This is a genomic window from Oleidesulfovibrio vietnamensis, from assembly GCF_055388115.1.
Genome location: NZ_AP042419.1, coordinates 2,860,035 through 2,879,970 on the forward strand (window position 1 = coordinate 2,860,035; position 19,936 = coordinate 2,879,970).

At 60.6% G+C, this 19,936-nt stretch carries 16 protein-coding genes; 13 read left to right on the top strand and 3 right to left on the bottom strand.

The features are described from left to right. Positions 1 to 10: 10 nt before the first annotated feature. The gene (locus tag ACZ5D1_RS12850; protein ID WP_464555070.1) at positions 11 to 1,891 is read left to right on the top strand and encodes a PAS domain-containing sensor histidine kinase; all 1,881 of its coding nucleotides are present in this window, start codon (positions 11 to 13) and stop codon (positions 1,889 to 1,891) included. Continuing rightward, positions 1,869 to 3,320 (top strand): sigma-54-dependent transcriptional regulator, encoded by a 1,452-nt coding sequence (locus tag ACZ5D1_RS12855; protein WP_011368724.1) that lies wholly within the window; start codon positions 1,869 to 1,871, stop codon positions 3,318 to 3,320. The genes ACZ5D1_RS12850 and ACZ5D1_RS12855 overlap by 23 nt, the downstream gene beginning before the upstream one ends. 491 nt (positions 3,321 to 3,811) lie before the next feature. On the opposite strand, the gene ACZ5D1_RS12860 is transcribed toward ACZ5D1_RS12855, so the two are convergent. Together ACZ5D1_RS12860 and ACZ5D1_RS12865 are read right to left on the bottom strand one after the other, a co-directional pair. Further along, a complete protein-coding gene (locus tag ACZ5D1_RS12860; RefSeq protein ID WP_464555071.1) occupies positions 3,812 to 4,543 on the bottom strand; it encodes an energy-coupling factor ABC transporter ATP-binding protein in 732 nt (243 codons plus the stop codon). Next, the gene (locus ACZ5D1_RS12865) at positions 4,540 to 5,082 is read right to left on the bottom strand and encodes a biotin transporter BioY (RefSeq protein ID WP_011368726.1); all 543 of its coding nucleotides are present in this window, start codon (positions 5,080 to 5,082) and stop codon (positions 4,540 to 4,542) included. Before ACZ5D1_RS12865 ends, ACZ5D1_RS12860 begins: the two co-directional genes overlap by 4 nt. A gap of 145 nt (positions 5,083 to 5,227) precedes the next feature. On the opposite strand from ACZ5D1_RS12865, the gene ACZ5D1_RS12870 reads away from it, so the two are divergent. The 7 genes from ACZ5D1_RS12870 (at position 5,228) to amrB (ending at position 13,716) form a co-directional block, all read left to right on the top strand. Further along, entirely contained in the window at positions 5,228 to 5,941 is a 714-nt protein-coding gene (locus ACZ5D1_RS12870) for a class I SAM-dependent methyltransferase (RefSeq protein ID WP_464555073.1), read from the top strand. Between the two features lie 55 nt (positions 5,942 to 5,996). Next, a complete protein-coding gene (gene nikR / locus ACZ5D1_RS12875) occupies positions 5,997 to 6,416 on the top strand; it encodes a nickel-responsive transcriptional regulator NikR (RefSeq protein ID WP_011368728.1) in 420 nt (139 codons plus the stop codon). A 148-nt stretch (positions 6,417 to 6,564) separates the two neighbouring features. Further along, positions 6,565 to 7,335, top strand: coding sequence for a GTP cyclohydrolase FolE2 (gene folE2, locus ACZ5D1_RS12880; protein ID WP_011368729.1), 771 nt, complete (start codon positions 6,565 to 6,567; stop codon positions 7,333 to 7,335). 206 nt (positions 7,336 to 7,541) lie between these two features. Further along, positions 7,542 to 7,919, top strand: coding sequence for a flagellar basal body rod C-terminal domain-containing protein (locus tag ACZ5D1_RS12885; RefSeq protein WP_011368730.1), 378 nt, complete (start codon positions 7,542 to 7,544; stop codon positions 7,917 to 7,919). Between the two features lie 143 nt (positions 7,920 to 8,062). Beyond that, positions 8,063 to 9,088 carry a sigma-54 interaction domain-containing protein gene (locus ACZ5D1_RS12890; RefSeq protein ID WP_011368731.1) on the top strand — a complete coding sequence of 342 codons (1,026 nt, stop codon included), beginning with the start codon at positions 8,063 to 8,065 and terminating at the stop codon, positions 9,086 to 9,088. A 258-nt stretch (positions 9,089 to 9,346) separates the two neighbouring features. Further along, complete coding sequence (locus ACZ5D1_RS12895) at positions 9,347 to 12,793, top strand: tetratricopeptide repeat protein (protein ID WP_464555074.1); 3,447 nt, start codon at positions 9,347 to 9,349, stop codon at positions 12,791 to 12,793. A gap of 26 nt (positions 12,794 to 12,819) precedes the next feature. Further along, complete coding sequence (gene amrB, locus ACZ5D1_RS12900; protein ID WP_464555076.1) at positions 12,820 to 13,716, top strand: AmmeMemoRadiSam system protein B; 897 nt, start codon at positions 12,820 to 12,822, stop codon at positions 13,714 to 13,716. 49 nt (positions 13,717 to 13,765) lie between these two features. Here amrB and ACZ5D1_RS12905 read toward each other — a convergent pair whose 3' ends face one another. Continuing rightward, complete coding sequence (locus tag ACZ5D1_RS12905) at positions 13,766 to 14,587, bottom strand: WcbI family polysaccharide biosynthesis putative acetyltransferase (RefSeq protein ID WP_011368734.1); 822 nt, start codon at positions 14,585 to 14,587, stop codon at positions 13,766 to 13,768. Between the two features lie 366 nt (positions 14,588 to 14,953). Here ACZ5D1_RS12905 and ACZ5D1_RS12910 point away from each other — a divergent pair, with 366 nt between their 5' ends. The 4 genes from ACZ5D1_RS12910 to ACZ5D1_RS12925 all read left to right on the top strand — a co-directional run bounded on the left by ACZ5D1_RS12910 (position 14,954) and on the right by ACZ5D1_RS12925 (position 19,900). Then, positions 14,954 to 16,180 (top strand): amidohydrolase family protein, encoded by a 1,227-nt coding sequence (locus ACZ5D1_RS12910; protein WP_464555077.1) that lies wholly within the window; start codon positions 14,954 to 14,956, stop codon positions 16,178 to 16,180. Between the two features lie 46 nt (positions 16,181 to 16,226). Further along, a complete protein-coding gene (locus tag ACZ5D1_RS12915; RefSeq protein WP_027182441.1) occupies positions 16,227 to 17,183 on the top strand; it encodes an aspartate carbamoyltransferase catalytic subunit in 957 nt (318 codons plus the stop codon). Further along, the gene (locus ACZ5D1_RS12920) at positions 17,183 to 18,463 is read left to right on the top strand and encodes a dihydroorotase (RefSeq protein WP_464555079.1); all 1,281 of its coding nucleotides are present in this window, start codon (positions 17,183 to 17,185) and stop codon (positions 18,461 to 18,463) included. Before ACZ5D1_RS12915 ends, ACZ5D1_RS12920 begins: the two co-directional genes overlap by 1 nt. 114 nt (positions 18,464 to 18,577) lie before the next feature. Further along, complete coding sequence (locus ACZ5D1_RS12925; protein ID WP_011368738.1) at positions 18,578 to 19,900, top strand: HD domain-containing protein; 1,323 nt, start codon at positions 18,578 to 18,580, stop codon at positions 19,898 to 19,900. The last annotated feature ends 36 nt before the right edge of the window (positions 19,901 to 19,936 follow it).

Here is a 19,936-nt window from a genome sequence, read left to right on the forward strand (position 1 = left end):
GTGCCGCTGAATGCACACAGAAAATCAATCCACTGCGTGTTCCGTCCGCTTTGAAGTGCCGGAACCAACGGCAACCCTGCTGTCGCTGCTTGCGGATGATGCCGCAAAAGGCAGCGGACTGGCCTATGCACGGTCTGTGCTCGGACCGCTCACAGGATGGGATATACGGCAGCTGCCTGCCGCACTGCATGCCGCACTGGCAGAAGCGGATGCGCTCGCACCGTTGCAGGTGTGGCTGCGCTCGGACCGCACGCAGCCTTTTGCGTGCGTGTTCAGCCACGGCGGTGCAACCTTTCGCCTGAATGTTCACTGCCGCAGCATAACAGCGGGAGAAAAAGCCCTGCAGACTGCGGTTGCAACCTGCGAACCGGCCGAAAACCGTCTGCCGCAGACCGACACACCCGGAACCATACCGCCTCTGCTTGACCGCTTTCCGGCCTTTGTCGCACTTATCGGACAGGATTACACCGTCCGTTACGCCAACCGCACCTTCCGCGAAATGTTCGGCGACGACGCATACGGTCCCTGCTACCGGTGCATTCACGGCCGCCAAAGCCCCTGCGACGTATGCGCGCCGTTCGATGTATTTGAAACAGATTCCCTGACCATATCGGAGTGGGAGCACCAGCCCACGGGCAAGGCATTCAGAACTTTCGCCTATCCTTTTGCACTGGATGACGGCAGCACATGCGTGCTTGTCATAGGGCTTGATATCTCGCAAAGCCTCAAGGCGCAGAAGGCGCTTATCCACAGCGAACAGCGCTACAGAGCCATAACCGACAACCTTGCCACCGGCATAGCCGTTGTGGATGCCAACGGATGCATTCAGGCGGTGAACCCCAAAATCACCGAATGGTTCGGCAGCACCATTTCCGGCGGTGTGTTTGTGGATGATCTCTTCAGCCTTATACGCAGCGCGGCACCGCCGGTGCCGCAGCAAAGCCCCCCCGCCGGCACCGGCGCCGCACAGTCGCTGCTGCTTGCCATTCTTTCCGGAGCAACATGGGAAACGGAACTGCCCCTGAAAAGTCTTTCCGGTGAACGCACATTCCGCATTGTGGTCTGCCCTGTGCTGGATTCTGAAGACATGGCGGGAACATCCGTACTTATGCTGGATGACGTGACCGAAAGGCGTCAGGCGGAACAGAGCCTGCAGCGCACACGCAAGCTTGAGGCCATGGGAACACTGGCCGGCGGCATAGCCCACGAAATCAACCAGCCGCTCAACGCGTTGCAGCTGTATGCCAGCGGGCTGGAAATGATGCTTGAAAAACACGGTTCCATTGAACCGGACGTGCTGTACAAACGTCTTTCGTGGATTCTGCGCGAGGCAGGCAAAATACGTGAAATAATCGCCCACATGCGCGCCGTGGTCATGCAGGAGGAAACCCCGCACTGCGGTCCGGTGATGGTGGAAGAAGCCGTGCGCAGCGCGCTGGGGCTGGTAGGCGCGCAACTGCAGTCACACGGCATCACCCTGCAGCTGGATTTCGGCAGGCAGGTGCCTGTGGCTTACGGCAATGCCGTACAGCTGGAACAGGTGGTCATCAATCTGGTGGTCAACGCCATGCACGCGCTGGACTCTGTTGACATTGCAGAAAAAACCATCACCATACACACCGCTGCCGCTCCCAAAGGGATGGCCATGCTGGTGGTGGAAGACAACGGCCCCGGTCTGAACGGACTGCAGGAACGTATTTTCGACCCTTTTTTCACCACCAAGGAAACCGGCAGCGGCATGGGGCTGGGGCTTTCCATTGTACATGCTTTCATAGAAACGTGGGGCGGGTCGGTGCACGCCGGCGACAGACCGCCGCCGGAGCGGGGAGCCCGCTTTGTCATACTGCTGCAACCCGCCGGAGACTGTCATGCGCATAATGATAATAGATGACAACACCAACAGTCTGCAAAGCCTCAGTGTGGTGCTGAGCGATCTGGGGCACGACCCAGACGCGTTCAGCAGCCCCGTTGACGCGCTGCGGCAGGCCCGTCAGCAGTATTACCCGCTGGTCATCACCGACATACGCATGCCTGAAATGGACGGGCTGAGTCTGCTGACAGAACTGAAGGCACACCCTGCCACCGGCAGCAGCGATGTGGTGCTCATCACCGGCCACGGCGACATGCACACCGCCGTCGAAGCCCTGCGCAAAGGCGCCTACGATTATCTGGCAAAGCCCATCAATGCGCGCGAACTGGCAGCCGTGGTCGAACGCAGCGCCGAACATCAGGCCCTGCTGCTGGAAAATAAAGACCTCAGACAAAATCTGGACGCCCGTGTGGACAAGGTGACCGGCACCCTGAAGGCCGACCTTGAAAAAGTGCGCAGCCGTCTGAAGCGCGTTGTAGGCATAGGCAATGTGGTGGCTCAGGCGCCCGCCATGCGCCGGGCCATGGATGAAGCGAGAATCTTTCACCGCGACCCCACCGTGCCGGTGCTGCTGGAAGGCGAAACAGGCACAGGCAAGGAAGTGCTGGCAAGACTCATCCATTACGGTGACACAGGCACGGAAACCCCGTTTGTGGCCATCAACTGCGCCGCCATTCCCCACGACCTGTTCGAAGCCGAACTATTCGGACACGAGGAAGGCGCCTACACCGGCAGCCGCTCCGGCGGTTCGCCGGGCAAGCTGGAAGCAGCCGACACAGGCACACTGTTTCTGGACGAGGTGGCCGACCTGCCGCTGCAACTGCAGCCCAAGCTGCTGCGTGTGCTGGAAGAACACACATTCTACCGTGTGGGCGGCGTAAAAAAACGTACTTTCAAAGCCCGTGTCATATGCGCGGCCAACCAGAATCTGGCACAACTTGTGGAGCAGGGAGCCTTCCGGCGCGACCTGTATCACCGGCTCACCGTGGGACACATCACCCTGCCGCCGCTTCGCAGCCGCCCCGAAGACATTCCGCTGCTGGCTGAAATGTTTCTGCTGCGCGAAGCCTCGCGCAAAAAAAAGCTTTTCCGCGAAATAGCGCCCGAAGCGCTGGCCATGCTGCAACAGCACCGCTGGCCGGGTAATGTGCGCGAACTGGAAAACGCCATAGAACGGGCAGTGCTCATCAACGACGGGCACCTGCTGCAGCCGCGGCATCTGCGTTTTCTGCAGGAGCATACACCGCAGGAAGCCCCCTGCACCTCTGCTGCATGCACCTGTGCGCTGACTCCGGAAGCGCTGACCCTGCCCGAAGGCGGTCTTGACCTGGAAGGGCTGATTACACAGATAATGCGCAAGGCCGTGGACAAATTTGACGGCAACAAAAGCAAAGCTGCCGCCTATCTGGGCATTTCACGCTTTGCACTGCACAGGCGCCTGCAGAAATAGCGCGCCTGCGCACACCCGTGCGATAGCGCACGTGCATTTGCGCACACTCCCCCGTTGCATGGGAGAAATCAAAATCGCCACAAAGAATAACTTACTGTAAAATATAACCATAAAAAAGAATACAGGGCATATTATCATACCGGCACGCAGTTTGCTGTGGTTACAGGCGTTCACCCCCCCAATGCCGGCCGCTGTTTCCCCGGGATCTGAATGCCGCAACCTCTCTGCCCCATCCCCCCCCAATGCAGAGGGTGCTCTGACGGCAGCAATTCAGACCTTTCACGGGCCTCCGGACGGGCTTTCCCCCCCAACCCGCCGGAGGCCCCACTTTTTTCTCCGTTGCCGGCCGCTGCGGACTTGACCGTACAAGAATGCGCGGAGTCCTTGCGGTATGCGGCATGCAAAAAGCCGCCGGAATACACCGGCGGCTTTTTGCATGCCGCATGGCAGAACAACCTTTCAGGCGCCGGTTCGCCTGCGCGCAACGGCGGCTAGGCCCAGGGCGCTATGGTCCGGTTTGTGCGCCACGAGCACGGTACCCGCAGACCATAGGCGTCCGCATGTTCCAGCACCGCTTCGGGCGCTCCGTCCAGTGCCAGTCTGCCCTTATGCAGCACCGCCATGGTATCGGCCATGTCCGCCAGCGGTTCCACATCATGCACAGAAACAATCTGCGTCAGCCCCTCTGCTGCATTGTGCCGCAAAAGCCCGCGCAGTTCACACATGGCCGGATAGTCAAGGCCGCTGAAAGGCTCATCCAGCAACAGCAGCTGCGGGGCGCGCAACGCAGCCGCAGCAAGGCACAACTTACGCTTCTGCCCGTATGACAGCGTCTGCACCGGACTGTTCCAGTGTCCGCCCAGACCGAACCGATCAGCCATACCGCGTGCAGCCGCAACGGCAGCGCCGGCGGTTCCCGTGGTCAGCAGCAGGTCTTCCTCCACAGTGGAGCCGATTATCTGAAGGTCGGCATCCTGCAGCACCAGAGCAGACTGCGCCCGCAGGGCGCGTTCCGCGCCCGGACTGCTGTGTCCGCCCACTCTCACGGTACCCTGAACAGGCGAAAAAAGTCCCGCCAGCAGATAAAGCAGAGTGGATTTGCCGCTGCCGTTGGCTCCGCACAGGCAGACAAGCGCACCGCGCTCCACATGCAAGGACACACCGTCCAGCACCGGTTCCCCGGCCCCGGCGTAAGTAAACGAGACAGAAGACACATCTATCACTGCGGCAGCAACCTTCTGGTCAGAAGAAAGCGGTACGAAAGCACCGCGGCAAGAGCTTTCAGGCAGTCACCTGCCAGAAAGGGAATAACAGCCACAGACACAGCCCCTGTCAATTTCATGTCCAGCAGCGCGGCAAGCCGCAGGGTGCCCAGCAGATAGGTAAGCGCCAGTGCAGCCAGCGCACCGGCAAGCTGCAGCACAAAAGGCAGCCGCCGCCCCGCGCCCAGCAGTCCGCAGGCCCATGCAGACACAGCAAAACCAGCCAGAAAACCTCCGGTGGGACCAAGCAGATGCGCAAAACCGGACCGGCCTCCGGAAAAAACAGGCAGCCCCACGGCTCCGGCCAGCACATACAGCAGCACCGCGAGCATACCGTGCACCGGGCCCAGCACAAAACCGGCCAGCAGCACAAAGTACACCTGCAGGGTCATGGGTACAGGGCCCACCGGCACGTACATAAAGGCTCCGGCGGCAATCAGTGCGGCCAGCAAAGAAAGCCACACCATGCGGTGCAGCGACGACAGCGGCGAATCATTCATGAATATCTCCGGAAAAAAGACTGCCGCACGGAACCCGCGGCGCAGAGGCACATGTTAGCGGCAGGGCTCTGCGCGGTCAATGCACCCGCCGCCGTACTGGACGTGATGTCCGGCATGGGGTAACTATCCTGCCCTGCGGAGAACCATGACAAACCCCACAACACGACTTACCGGCTATACCCCCAGCGTCACAGTGCGCATATGCGGACGCACCTGGACGCTGGAGCGCGCCGCCGATCTGGAAACGCTGTGGCAGGCCATGTCCGAAGCCGATCTGGACGACGACGAACGCCTGCCCTACTGGACCGAACTTTGGCCCTCCAGCATTGCTCTGGCGGAACAGATTCATGCCGCGCGGCACGAACTGAATGGCAGAGTGTGTCTGGACATGGGCTGCGGGCTGGGGCTGACTGCCCTTGCAGGAGCATGGGCCGGAGCCAGAGTCATCGGCATGGACTACGAGGAACAGGCGCTGCGCTTTGCGCGCCGCAACGTGCGCCTTAACGGCATACCGCACGAAGCGGCACCGCTGTGGACAGTCATGGACTGGCGGCATCCAGCCATACGGCGCCGCAGTATCGACATGGTGTGGGGCGGTGACATAATGTACGAAAAACGTTTTGTTGGCCCCGTACTCGACTGCATAGACCATGTTCTTTCCCCGCACGGACGCGCATGGCTGGCGGAACCGGGCCGAAGTGTGTACAAGTTTTTCCAGACAGCGCTGCAGGAACGCGGCTGGCGGTCCCGCCTGCTGGCAGACCGGCCCACCCCTGCCCTGTACGAACAGACATGTCCGGTGCCCGTCCGCCTGTGGGAACTGACCCGCGACGCCTCCGGCGCAGGCCGCGCACGCTGACTCTGCACCGCTTTGCGGCACCGTCCGCCAGACGCATCACCACAAGGAGCAACTTATGGGCCAGACCATCCGATTCGGCGTTTCACTGGACTCCGACCTGCTGGAAAAATTCGACGCCCTGTGTGATGAACGCTGTTATCAGACCCGCTCGGAAGCAATCCGCGATCTCATCCGCAACACGCTTGTCCAGCAGGAATGGGAAGATACCGGACGGGATATAGCGGGAACCCTGACACTGGTTTTCGATCATCACAAAAGCGACCTGCAGCAGCGGCTGACAGAAATACAGCACGATGAGCACGATCTCATCATCACCACGCTGCATGTGCATCTTGACCATGACAACTGCCTGGAAGTGCTGGTGCTCAAAGGCCCCGCAGAACGCGTGCGCAACCTCGCCCAGAGGCTGACATCCACCCGCGGCGTAAAACACGGCAAACTGAGCCTGACCACCACCGGACAGGATCTGGCCTGATCCGGCTCTGATGCGCCTCTGGTCCGGATCTGATCCGCCTCTGGTCCGCCTCTGATCCGGCAGCAGCTCCGGGCGCAAGGCCGGGGTTTTTGGTGTTTTTTCTTTTCGGCACGGCACGCAACACGCTAACAGACTAACCGGAAAAATTATGGAAGACGTACAGAACAGCCCTTCGCAGGTTCCTCTCGCCATTGACACCGTGGGTGTAAAAAGCCTGCATCTGCCGCTCATTGTCAGCGACAGGGCCAACGGACACCAGCATACCGTGGCCGTGGTGGATATCGGGGTCGAGCTGCCGGCACGTTTCAAGGGCACCCATATGAGCCGCTTTGTCGAAGCGCTGGCTCACTGGGACGAACACCTGAACTACCGTACCATCAAAAGCCTGCTGGAAGATGTGAAAACGCGGCTGCAGGCCAGAAAAGCCCATGTGCATTTCCGTTTTCCCTACTTCATCGCCAAAAAAGCACCGGCAACCGGCAGCCCCGGGCTTGTAAGCTACAACTGCTGCCTTACGGGTGAACTGGCCGACGGCAGACCCGCCATGATGCTTGATGTGGAAGTGCCTGTCATGACGGTTTGCCCCTGCTCAAAAGCCATAAGCGACGAAGGCGCCCACAGCCAGCGTGCACTGGTGCGCATCTCGCTGCGCATGAAGGAATTCTGCTGGCTGGAAGAATTCATCGAACTGGCGGAACGCTCCGCCTCTTCGCCGGTGTATACGCTGCTTAAACGCGAAGATGAAAAGTTCGTCACCGAAGACGCATTCGCCCATCCCACTTTTGTGGAAGACGTGGTGCGCGCTGCGGCCCAGCAGCTGGAAGCCCATCCCAGTGTGTCGTGGTTCCGGGTCGAGGTGGAAAGCATAGAGTCCATACACAACCACAGCGCATTCGCCCGTATTGAAAAACACAAATAGCCTGCCGCTGCCGGTACGCAGCACCGCACCGGCAGCAGACAGCGGCGCAGCACAACCATCAGGCGCAGTCACCGGCACACACCGGCAGTCTGCGCCTTGTCTTGTCTGCATGCCGTAAACACTTGTTATATAATCAACGGGCTGCATAAGACGCATCGACAAACTGCAGAGCCGTGGCTATACTCTGCACAAAGGAGGGCAGAGCCATGCGGATAGAAAGCAATCTTCAGGCGCTCAACGCCTTTTCCATGCGTCAGGCGGTTACTGCCGACAACATTGCCAATGCATCCACCGACGGCTTCAGATCGCGGGAAGTGGTTCTGGAAACCGGCCCGCAGGATCAGGGCGTACAGGTGGCCGACATCCGCCGCAGGCAAGAGTCGCAGGCCATGGACGAACTGCGGCGCGAGCAGGCTCTCAATGCAGAGACACATGGCGCGCAGGAACCGGCAGCCCCCAGCGACACCGATCTGGTGCGTGAAAGCGTGACCATGATGGAAAACCAGCGCGCCTACGAAGCCAACGCGGCGGCCATACGCGCGCAGGACGAAATGACAGGCACGTTCATCGACGAAATGGTCTGATCTTTCCGGTCCCCTGTTCCAGCCCTCCGGCTTCCCGTGATTTTTTCTGATTTGGGTTGACTTTGCGTCATGTTTTTGACACGCATCGATGTGATACCTGTGATACCATTTCCCCGCAGCAGTCATGCGGGTTCGGAGGCTCAATGGAGCTAAAGACAGCCGGCATTATCGGGCAAAGCTCTTCGCTCAGAGATCTTTTTCGCGTACTCGCCAAAGTGGCACCCACCGACAGCACAGTGCTGGTCACCGGAGAATCCGGTACCGGTAAAGAGCTGCTTGTCCGTGCGCTGCATATGAACAGCCAGCGCGCGGACAAACCTTTTGTGCCCATAAACTGCGGCGCCATTCCGCGCGAGCTGCTCGAATCTGAACTCTTCGGACACGAAAAGGGAGCCTTCACCCACGCCATCCGCACGCGTCCCGGCCGCTTTGAAGTGGCGGACGGCGGCACTATTTTTCTGGACGAAATAGGCGAGATGGACCTGACGCTGCAGGTCAAGATACTTCGCGTATTGCAGGAAAAAGAAATCGAGCGCGTCGGCGCCACAGCCACCCGCAAAGTCGATGTACGCATAGTGGCGGCCACCAACCGCGATCTGGAAACAGAAGTCCGCGAAGGCCGGTTCCGCGAAGACCTGTACTACCGCCTCAACGTCATTCCGCTGCACCTGCCTCCGCTGCGCGAACGCGGCGCGGACATTCTCATGCTTTCAGAGCACTTCCTGTGCAAATTCTGCCGCAGCAAAGGACGCACGGCTCTCCGGCTGGACGACGGCATCCGGCGCATTCTGGCGGCCTACCCGTGGCCGGGCAACGTGCGTGAGCTGGAAAACTTCATGGAGCGGCTGAGCATACTGTGCGACGAAGACAGCGTGCGCCCCCACGACCTGCCCCGCAAAATTCTGGACGCAGTGGGAGATGTGGCACAGCTGCCCGAAGTGCCCGAACCGGCCCCCGCGCCGGCACCGCAAGGCTTTGCGTGGCCGCGCATCGAAGACATGCAGCAGCGCGGGATGGACCTGAAACAGTTCATAGACACCGTGGAGGAACGCCTGCTGCTGGAAGCACTGGAAAAAGCGGACGGCGTCAAAAATCAGGCCGCTGAAATACTGGGGGTAAAGCGGACAACCCTCATCGAAAAATTGAAAAAACGTCAGCTGGACAAATAATTCCGGCACACGGCCGTTATTACGCCGCCGGCATATATCCGGCTGCAGGCGGCGGTTGCAGCCCCCGCCGTCTGACCGAATACCGCGGGCCCGCAGCGACGGCAGGCACACGGCAGACGCTGCGGCATCATCCTCCGGTCATTGCACGCCTTTTGCATCCCTGCACTGGCAGCGCGGCAGACCGGCAACCTCCGCAGCCCGCTGCACACAATCCGGTACCCGCCCCCTGCGGTCCGGAACATGGCAAAAGAGAAAGGTGTGATTCGCAGCAGCTTTTCCGCCGGTATCATCCGGCTTCTCGCAGCCGCTCTGGGGCTTGTCCTGCTTCTGCCCGCCACAGGCAGGGCCGCTTCGTGGTATTGGGGCGCCCACCCGCAAAAAGAACGGCTGGTCATAGAGCTGGACAGGCCGGTAGGCCCTGCCGCCGTTTCGCGCACCGGCAGACGCACCGTCACAGTACTGCTGCCCGCACCCGAAACGCTGAGCCGCAGCGCCGGCAGCCCCGCCACGGACAGCGCAGCGCTGCTCGGCACGGTACGCAGCGCCGGCAACACCATTTCCATTGCCACACGCACAGATGCCTTCGGTTACATAGTGCTGCCCCGGCAGGGCAACAGGCTTGTCATCGATTTTTTTGCAGACCCTGTCGGTACACGCTGGCGCCCGGCGGAACAAGCCGCCCCCGCGGAACAGCCTCCCGCTGCCGCGGCCGCCGCACAGGGCAGAAAGACCGCATCTCCAGCCGGTCCGGCGGCCCGCGCCGTCTCGCCCTCTCCGGCAGAAAGACCATCGGCCCGCAACTCTTCCGGCAACGCAGGACGCGCGCTGACTCCGCCTGCGGCACAGCAGAGCACAGCCCCGTCCGGCACTGCCCGCACCCCTGTTGTGCAGCCGCCGGCAGCTGCCGCCCCTTCCTCACCGGTAGCGGAGGAAACACTGGACGACCGCCCCGCCCTGCAGGCAGCCGCCGACAACCTTATCAAAGCCGCACAGAAAATTTCCGGCGAACTTAACGACCAGCTGAAAAGCGGACTTTCCGGCCGTAATGCCACGCCGCAGAGCAGCCCCGCACCCGTCAACGCCACGCCGACGGAAATACAGCAACGGGGCGGACAGGCTCCTTCCGCCGGTACGCAGACACAGGAACAGGCTCCTCAGCCGTTTTTTTCCGTGCCGTACACATTCCGCTCGCGCATCAACACCGGCGGGCCCGAAGCATGGAAACCGGTACCGCCCAAACTGACCCTGCCTGTGGAAGTGCTGCCCGTTGCAGAGGACGACACTGCTCCCCCGCAGACGGCAGAAAATACCGTACGCGGCGTCATCGGCCCCGCCACGGGGCCGTACCTTGACGAGGCGGGGGCTGCACCCGCGCCATCTGCCGCACAAAACCTGCAGGCAGACAATGCGGAAAGCACCCCACCGCAAACCGCACAGCCGCCTGTGGCCGCTCCCGCAGCCCGTCAGCCCGTGACGGATACTGCGCTGCCCGCGGCGCAGGGTGACAGCGCAGGCGGTACCATATCGCAGGAAGAACGCACAGCGCCGCCCTATCCCGAGGCTCCGGCGCCGGATGTCAGCACCGGCAGTGTCACCGCCCCTTCAGGTGATGCGGTACAGGTGCCCCCCCGCGAGCTTGAAAAAGTTTCCGGCACGGAAAAGGCCGCTCCGCAGGAAGAAATCGTCTACGTGGACGAAGACGGCAACCCGGTGGACCCGCCGCCCACTTCGGCCGAGCTGCTTTTCAGGGCCAAGGCCGCCATGAACAACGGCGACCAGCAGACCGCACTTGAAACTCTGGAGGAGCTGCGCCGCCGCAATGATCTGGAGCCGGAACTGCAGGAGGAAATGCTCTACCTGCTGAGCGACGTGCTGTATTCGCGCGGAAAAGATGACCTGCTGGCCAGTTACGACACCATCACCAGCGCGCTGACCGAGGCCATGAACTACAACCTGTCTTCCGAACGCATCCCCGGCGCGCTGCTGCGTATGGGGCTTATCAACCTGAAGATAGGCAACATCCGCGAGGCGGAAGCATATTTCAACATACTGAAGCGCGAACACCCCGACGATGAGAATATTCCGCTCATCTACTATTACTGGGGCGACCACTTTTTCAATAAAGGCCAGTACCAGAAAGCCGCCGACCAGTTCCAGTTTGTGGTGCAGAACCATCCGGATTCCCGTTTTGTCCGCGAATCGTCCGTGGGGCTGGCCCGTGCGCTCTACCGTCTGGGCTATTATGATCAGGCGTACCAGATTGTGGACTACATCGAAAAACGCTGGCCGCGTTTTTATGTGGAGTACCCGCCGTTTCTGAACATGATGGGCGATGTGTCATACCGCATGCAGAAGTACGAAAAAGCCCGCATCCATTACTGGACATATTATAACATCGATCCCGACGGTGAAGAGGCCGACCTGATTCTGGCCAGGCTGGGCGACATATATCTGCGGCAGGACAAAACCGATGCGGCCCGTGAAGTGTATGAAGAGGCGGCGCGCAAATTTCCCGACAGGGACGGCGGTCTGATCTCGCTCATGCGTCTGGCCGAGGAAGGCATATACGACACCCCCAGCATCGGTGACATGTTCACCGTGTTTGACAGGCCGTTTTCTCTGCGTCCTCGGGATATCTACCTGAAAATAATCAACGAACACCCGCAGAGTGATCTTGCGCCGCTGGCACAGGTCAAGCTGGCCATGTGGTATCTGTGGAACAGGCAGTACCCCGAAGCCATGGCAGCCGCCACGGACTTTGCCGAAAAATACCCCGCGGGCGAGCTGCTGCCCCGTGCGCGTGAAGTGGCCATGAAAGCCTTTAACATTCAGGTGGCCGACAACATAGACCAGAACAACTACGCGCGGATAATGCAGGTATGGGATCAGTTTCCCATCGTGCGCGGGCAGGAAGGCGAGCTGACTCCGGAAAGCCGTATCGCTCTGGGCATGAGCATGTCTGAACGGGGTGATCCGGCCAAGGCTCTGGAAATCATCGACCCGTTTTTCCGCGGACTCAAAGTGCCGAGGTACAGCGAAATGGCTCTCAATCTGGCCCTTTCCATATACCTGCAGCACGAACAGTGGGACGACATCAAAGATCTGGCAAAACGCACCGAGCTGTGGGAACTGAATCCGGAAGCGCAGCGCCAGCTTGATTATGCCCGTGCTCTGGCCATGGAAAACACGGGAGAATCCGAAGAAGCCACGGCGTTGTGGAAACGCCTGAAGACGGATCAGGATGTACCCCAGAGTCAGGAAGCCTACACCCAGTATTTTCTTGCGCGCGATGCCGAAAAGCGCCGCGATCTTGGTGAAGCCTACAAACTGGCACAGGGAGCCCTGCGCAATTTTACCGAGATGGCCGAAAAAAATCCGGCACAGGCGGATAACGGAAAAATCAAAGACCTGCTGAGCCTGCTTATGGATATCACCGAAAGCTCCGGCAGAGCACGGGAATCGCTGGACTGGGCCAAACAGTACGCCGAACATGTGAAACCGGGCGACGTGGACTATCCTGCACTGCGCTACCGTCTGGCACGGCTGTATAAAAAGACTTCAGACGTTGAGCAGTGGCGCACCATTCTGACCGAACTGCGGGACAACAACCCGCAGTCGCTGTACGGCCGCATGGCCGCTTCGGAACTGCGAACCCATGAACTTTCACAGGACGCGGCCCAGTTTTCCCCCACGGGAAGGCTGTAACCCGCGGGTGCAGAGGGAAAAAGCTCATGAACACCACCGGCAGCACCGCATCCGGGCAGCGGGACGGACAGCAGGACGCACAGCACATACGCCGTCCGGTAGTGGCAGGCCGCTTTTACCCCGATTCGCCCGCCGAACTGCAAAGCATGCTGCGGGCATATCTGGACGAAGCTGCCGCACCGCCGCAGAAGCCGACTCTGCTCGCCATGGTGCCCCACGCGGGCTATGTATTTTCGGGTGCGGTGGCAGGTTGCACTCTGGCGCAGGCCATGCTGCCGCAGACGCTGTTTGTGCTGGGCCCCAACCATACCGGCAGGGGATCCGGCATTGCCGTCTGGCCGGAAGGCGTCTGGCGCACCCCGCTGGGTGATGTACCCGTGGACAATGCGCTGGCCGCCGAATTCTGCGCGCTCTGCGCGCCGGCCCGGCCTGATACGCTGGCCCACAGTACCGAGCACTCGCTGGAGGTCGTTCTGCCGTTTCTGCAGTTCCGCGTGCCCCGCGTACGTATTGTGCCTGTATCCATCGGCGATCCGTCACTGGCGGTGCTTACTGCCGCGGGCGCCGCAATGGCGCAGATCATACGCCGTGCGGCTCAGACGGCAGACCCCGGCGGGCAGAACCGCATAGCCATGGTGGTCAGTTCGGACATGACGCACTTCCTGCCACAGGATGAAGCCCGCCGCCTTGACGCCATGGCGCTGGAACAGGTTACCGCTCTGAACCCGCAGGGGCTGTACACAACGGTGCGCGAGAAGCGCATTTCCATGTGCGGGGTGCTGCCCATGACCGCGGCACTGGAAGCCTGCCGCCTGCTGGGTGCCACGGGCGCACGCCTGACACGCTATGCCACATCCGGAGATATAACAGGAAAGACTGACAGTGTGGTGGGCTATGCCGGAGCGCTGGTGGATGTGCCCTAGACGCGACGCTGCCGCCGCATTGTGCAACGGCACAACGGTACAACGGGGCTCACACCAGATGCAGATACGCGCTCAGGCTTTCCAGCCCCAGCAGACGGCAGTCCACATAATGCTCGGCATACCGGGCAAATGTTTTCTGCCTGCCGAAGACGGGGTACTGCCAGTCTTCTCCCCCGAAAGCCAGCCCGTGAAACGCCGCCACCTGAGGATGCACCGGCAGGATGAATTCGGGATAGGGGTCGGCAAATCCGGCGCATACGTCAGCTGAAAGCTGCGAAAAACCTAGGGCACGCAGCACGCCTCCGGCCACATGCAGCAGCAGCCTGCGGCCCGGATGGTTGATGGTGTTGAACAGCAGCTCCCCACGCCATAATGACTCCACAAGATCAACGGTACGCACCACGGTTTCCTCTTCCTTGGCACGTTCCACAGCCAACGATTCGCGCAGCATGGCGTCCAGATCGTATTTCGCTGTCAGGTCCGTGTGCAGATACACGTACAGAATCTCTTTTTTCTCCAGCCCCATATCAATCAGATGGTCAAGGTATACATCGCCGAATTCGCTGGGACTGCGGCTGGTCCACAACGGCCAGTATCCCTTAAAAAGCATGTTGGGCAGACGCAGCACCTCGGCCGCAGGTCCCAACCGGTGCAGCAGATGCGCCGAAGCCTGCTCCGCCCACTTTTCTCCCAGATGCTGAAAAAGAAACAGCCGGCAGGATTCCAGTTCGCGGTCCGGAATCTGCTCCCGCTGAAAATTTGTATATTTGCGCACTTCGAACCTGCGGGCGAAGGCGTCGCAGGACAACAGCAGACGCGCCAGCGGATCGCCCTGACAGTTGGCGTGTATAATGCACAGTTCCTTTCGCATACAGGGTATCTAGGGCACAGCGGCGCTTACGGCAACCCCCGCCACCACGTGCGCCATGCACCTGCGCCGGTCCGGAGACGCCTGCACAGCGGACATGATGAAACACACGCATACTCCGGCGGCAAAAAATAATCTGCAGCCACAGGCATCCGGCAACGGCAAAACCATGCGGCATGACACACAAACATGCCGCAGTGCACGGCTCTGTTTTTCCGCGTTCTGCCGCCCCGCGCTTTACGTCTTTGCCCGCACAGTGTACAAGCTTCGCGCAACAGCGTACTCTGCTGCGCAGCACATGCCGTCACGATCATCCGCGTCCGGCCTGTCCCTGTCTGCAATCTACGGATGAACAAGGCTTTTCCGGTGATGAAACCTACCGCTTTCCGGGCGAAACGCATCATAACCATGACCGAAAAGCGGCTGGCTGCCGCTGCCGCCACACCGTTTTCATCCGGCATATCTCCGCAATATCAGCAATTTTCAGGTTTTGCTTCAACACCCCGTCCCGTTTTCGAAGACGGGGTTATTATTGTGCGCGACAACACCATTCTGTGTGTGGAACCCCACAGCCGGTTTGTCCGCCGCGCGGGCATACCGCTGCACGATCTGGGGCCGGTTACACTGGTTCCCGGCCTGATAAACTGCCACAATCATCTGGAACTGAGTCATCTGCACGGCAAAACCCTGCTGGGAGAAGGATTCACCAGCTGGGTCGGGCACATGATCCGGCAGGATATGACACCGCAGGAAGATGCCGTGCTCAATGCCACGGCATTCATGCACCGCACGGGCACAGTACACGTGGCAGACATCACAAGCCGCGCTCCGGCGCTGGTGGCACGCTGCGCGCAGCAGGCCGGTCTTTCGTACCACCTGCTGCTTGAATGGTTCGGGCATATGCCGCCCACGTCCGGCGCTCCTGCCCTGCCTGATGCGGCAGCACAGCTGCCTCAGGCCGTGCTGCAGGCATGCTGCGCTCCTGCCGGACACGCCCTGTATTCCACCCATCCCGAACGGCTGCGGCAGGCAAAAGACTGGTGCCGCGCGCACCACATGCCTTTTTCCATGCATCTGGCAGAGCATCAGGGCGAAGTGGAAATGCTGGCTACCGGTACCGGTGCATTCAGGGATCTGCTTTCCGTACGGGTGCTGCCCGCAGACTACACTCCGCCGCGCTGTTCGCCTGTCAGCCATGCCCACACGCTGGGGCTGCTGGGTCCGGGTACGCTGGCCGTCCACTGCGTGCACTGCGACCGGCACGACATCCAGACCCTTGCCCGCAGCGGCACGGCCGTTTGTCTGTGCCCGCGCAGCAACAGCGCCATCGGCTCGGGTGATGCCCCTGTAAACAGTTTTATACAGGCCGGACTGCTGCTGTGTCTGGGCACGGACAGTCTGGCCTCGAACCATGACCTGAACCTGTGGAATGAGGCCCGCGCGCTGCGCGACCGGCACGGAGCAGCCCCCGATAATCTGCTGTTCATGCTCACAGCCGGCGGCGCTCAGGCTCTGGGCCTGAACAGACTGGGAGCGCTTGCCCCGGGTATGGCCGCCGGATGGGCCGTAGTGCCCGACGACCTCTGCCCCGCCTGAGCAGGCACGAACCGGGACATGTATCCCGCAATGAGACCGGAAGACAATGCAAGACCAAGAACGATTCATCTGGCCCCACAAAGATCTGCTGGACGTCACGCAACTCTCCCGTGAGCAAGTCAGGCATCTGCTGGACCTTGCCGGACAGTTTCATGAAATAAACCAGCGTCCTGTAAAAAAGGTTCCCACCCTGAAAGGAAAAACCGTGGTGCTGTTCTTTGCGGAGCCGAGCACCCGCACGAAAACATCGTTCGACATGGCTGGAAAACGCCTTTCAGCCGACACGTTTTCACTGGCCAAATCAGGATCCAGTCTGGTCAAAGGCGAAAGCCTGAAAGACACCGCGCTGACCCTGCAGGCCATGTCGCCGGATGTCATCGTCATCCGCCACACCTCCAGCGGGGCGGCACAGTTTCTGGCCGAACGGCTGGAATGCGCCGTGGTCAACGCGGGCGACGGCTGGCACGCACACCCCACACAGGCGCTGCTTGACGCATTTTCGCTCAACCGCGCATGGAACGGACAATTTGAAGGCAAGACTCTGCTTATTCTGGGCGATATTGCCCACAGCCGTGTTGCACGGTCCAACGTGCATCTGCTCACCCGCATGGGTGCCAGAGTGCGCCTGTGCGCGCCGCGCACCCTGCTGCCGGCAGGCGCCGACACATGGCCCGTCGAAATCTTTGACAATCTGAACAAAGCCGTTCAGGGGGTCGATGCCGTCATGGCGCTGCGTCTGCAGCTGGAACGCCAGCAGGCCGGTCTGCTGCCCGACCTGCGCGAGTATGCCTCGCGCTACTGCCTGAACCTGAACCATATGCAGCATGCAGCCCCCGGTGCCAGGGTGCTGCACCCCGGCCCCATGAACCGCGGTGTGGAAATTTCGTCCGCCCTTGCCGACGCCGGCCAGAGTCTGGTGCTTGACCAGGTGGCTTCCGGCGTCGCCACACGCATGGCCATTCTGTTTCTTCATGCAACCCGCAAAGACACGGGAGACCGCTGATGTCTGATCATATTTCCGGCACACTGTTTGTTTCGGGCGCGCTTCTTTCCGGGCGCACGGTTGATGTCACCGTATCGGGCGGACGCATTGCCGCCGTCAGCGAACACGGGGCGGCCCCCGCGCCGCAGCACGCCGAAACTGTGGACGCGGCGGGCAAGATACTGTTTCCCAGTTTTATTGACTGCCACGTGCACCTGCGCGAACCCGGTTTTGAGTACAAGGAAGACATTGCCTCCGGACTCGCAGCCGCTGCGCACGGCGGATTCGGGGCGGTACTGCCCATGGCCAATACCAGTCCCGTCAACGATCAGGGCAGTGTGACCGAGCTGATGCTGGAACGCGCCCGCAAGGCATGGCCCCACGGCCCGCGCGTGCATCCTGTGGGTGCCGCCACCAAAGGACTGAAAGGCGAAGAACTGGCCCCCATGGGCGAACTGGCCGCCGCGGGCTGCGTCGCCTTTTCCAACGACGGACTGCCGGTGGGCGGTGCCGAAATGTTCCGCCGCTGCATGGAATACGCCGCAGACTTCGGTAAAATAGTCATCGATCACTGCGAAGATCCTTCACTGGCGCGCGGCACACACATGAACGAAGGGGTGACCAGCGGACGCCTGGGAGTCAAAGGACAGTCGGTGGTGGCCGAATCGGTACAGGTGGCCCGCGACATTCTGCTGGCCGAATATCTGGGCATTCCGGTCCATCTGGCACATATCAGCTGCCGTCAGTCCGTGGAGCTTATCGCGTGGGCCAAGCAGCGCGGCGTAAGAGTAACGGCCGAAACCTGCCCGCACTATCTGCTGCTGGACGATCTGGCACTGGAACAGTACTCCACAGCAGCCAAGGTCAACCCGCCGCTGCGCACCCCCGACGACGTGACGGCCATGCGCCGTGCCGTGGCTGACGGCACCATAGACATACTGGTGACAGACCACGCCCCGCATGCCGCGCACGAAAAGGATACCCCGCTGGATGAAGCGCCCAATGGCATTTCCGGTCTGGATACGGCGGTGGCTCTGACATGGCGTCTGGTGCAGGAAGGCCTGCTGACCGAAGCCGACATGGTGCGCCTGTGGTGCCATGCTCCGGGCAGCCTGTTCCGTCTGCCGGTAAACCGCTTCACGGCGGGCGACCCTGCAGATTTTTTCCTGTTCGACCCTGCGCATGAATGGACTGTGACCCCTGAGGCGATGCATTCAAAAGGCAAAAACACGCCCTTTACCGGGTGGAAGCTTACCGGTAAGGTGACATCCCACTGGATGGGCGGTCACAGAATAGCATGACCGCAATAATGCCTTTCGGGCGGTTCCGGCTTGACAACGCACGGTTAGCTTGAAATGCATTGGCTGAACGAACAGCTTTTCCGCCGAAAGCCGGCGTATGCATAAGGAGGAAGAATGACCCAGCCCTTCAAGGATGCCATAGGCATCTGCAAGGCCATAATGCGCAACGGGTACGACGCCTACGTGGTCAACACCCAGCTGCAGTCCGAAATTCTCGATCAGGACTGCCTTGAAATAGACATCGCGTGCGAGCCCGGTTATGTGGAGCTCGGCAAGATTTTTCCCGGTCTTGAAATGTCCGGCGAAGACGGCGTGGTGGGCACCCTGCGCGAAGGGGGAACCCTTTTCCGCTTCTACCACACCGACACTGATGATTCTTCGCATCCGGAAGCCACACTTGCCCGTGTGACCCCCACCATGCTGCGCCGCCTTGAGGCAAAAGGTACGCTGCCCGCCTCGCTGGCCTGTCCGTTCATTCCCAGCTCGGCGGAAACATATCAGGGCTTTGACGATTTTTCCAAGGGCGACATACGCTTCGAGGGCGTGCCCGACGAAACCCTGCGCCGTTCTTACGTACTGGGTGTGCGCGCCATGCGCATAGCCGCCAACTTCGACCTGCCCATCGAACCCAACTCGTGGATGGCCATAGTACGCAGTGCAAGCCGCATTCTAGACTATGTGCCGGTCACGGAAATCATGGACGAATGGCGCAAGGTGGAAGCCGAAAACATGTACAAGTTCGTCCAGCTGATGTTTGACTCCATGCTGCTGCACGGACTCATTCCCGAACTGGCCGCACTGTCGCGCATCCGCCACCTGCGCACGCCCGAGGCAGGCGAAGAGACCGTGCTCGACCACACCATAGAATGCATGCGCCGCTACCCCGAAGAACTGCCCTTTGACTGGCTGGGCACCGTGGCCACCATGTTCCACGATGTGGGCAAACTGTATGCCGCCGAATACTACAACGGCAAATGGACATTCTATCAGCACCACCGCATCGGTGCCAAAGTCACGCGCAAAATTCTGCGCAGGCTGCACTTTCTGCCGGAAGATGTCGACCTTATCTGCCATCTGGTGCGCAACCACATGCGTTTCCATTTCATGCTCACCGACAAGGGCATACGCCGGTTCAAAGCGCTGGATGAATACCCGCGCCTGATTGAAATGGCCAGAGCCGACATTAAAGCCCGCGACGGCAACTACACGCACTTCAACCACAATATGAAGTACCTTGAACGTGCCGAAACCCCCGAGCAGATGCTGGAACCGCTGCTGAACGGCAACGAAATCATGGAATTCACCGGTCTGAAGCCCGGCCCCTATGTGGGGGTTATCCGCGATGCGCTGCTTAAAGCGCAGGTTACGGGTGAGGTGACCAGCATGGAAGAAGCCATCGAGTACGTCAAAACGTACAGTGAACGCGCTCCCCGATAAAAAAATCAGGGCCGGAGGGGTTCCCCTTCCGGCCCT

Bases quoted from the DNA above. Each gene is read 5' to 3' on its own strand.
- ACZ5D1_RS12850 (WP_464555070.1), top strand. From the start codon at position 11: ATGCACACAGAAAATCAATCCACTGCGTGTTCCGTCCGCTTTGAAGTG.
- ACZ5D1_RS12855 (WP_011368724.1), top strand. From the start codon at position 1,869: ATGCGCATAATGATAATAGATGACAACACCAACAGTCTGCAAAGCCTC.
- ACZ5D1_RS12865 (WP_011368726.1), bottom strand. From the start codon at position 5,082: ATGAATGATTCGCCGCTGTCGTCGCTGCACCGCATGGTGTGGCTTTCT.
- ACZ5D1_RS12870 (WP_464555073.1), top strand. From the start codon at position 5,228: ATGACAAACCCCACAACACGACTTACCGGCTATACCCCCAGCGTCACA.
- nikR (WP_011368728.1), top strand. From the start codon at position 5,997: ATGGGCCAGACCATCCGATTCGGCGTTTCACTGGACTCCGACCTGCTG.
- folE2 (WP_011368729.1), top strand. From the start codon at position 6,565: ATGGAAGACGTACAGAACAGCCCTTCGCAGGTTCCTCTCGCCATTGAC.
- ACZ5D1_RS12885 (WP_011368730.1), top strand. From the start codon at position 7,542: ATGCGGATAGAAAGCAATCTTCAGGCGCTCAACGCCTTTTCCATGCGT.
- ACZ5D1_RS12890 (WP_011368731.1), top strand. From the start codon at position 8,063: ATGGAGCTAAAGACAGCCGGCATTATCGGGCAAAGCTCTTCGCTCAGA.
- amrB (WP_464555076.1), top strand. From the start codon at position 12,820: ATGAACACCACCGGCAGCACCGCATCCGGGCAGCGGGACGGACAGCAG.
- ACZ5D1_RS12905 (WP_011368734.1), bottom strand. From the start codon at position 14,587: ATGCGAAAGGAACTGTGCATTATACACGCCAACTGTCAGGGCGATCCG.
- ACZ5D1_RS12910 (WP_464555077.1), top strand. From the start codon at position 14,954: ATGAAACCTACCGCTTTCCGGGCGAAACGCATCATAACCATGACCGAA.
- ACZ5D1_RS12915 (WP_027182441.1), top strand. From the start codon at position 16,227: ATGCAAGACCAAGAACGATTCATCTGGCCCCACAAAGATCTGCTGGAC.
- ACZ5D1_RS12920 (WP_464555079.1), top strand. From the start codon at position 17,183: ATGTCTGATCATATTTCCGGCACACTGTTTGTTTCGGGCGCGCTTCTT.
- ACZ5D1_RS12925 (WP_011368738.1), top strand. From the start codon at position 18,578: ATGACCCAGCCCTTCAAGGATGCCATAGGCATCTGCAAGGCCATAATG.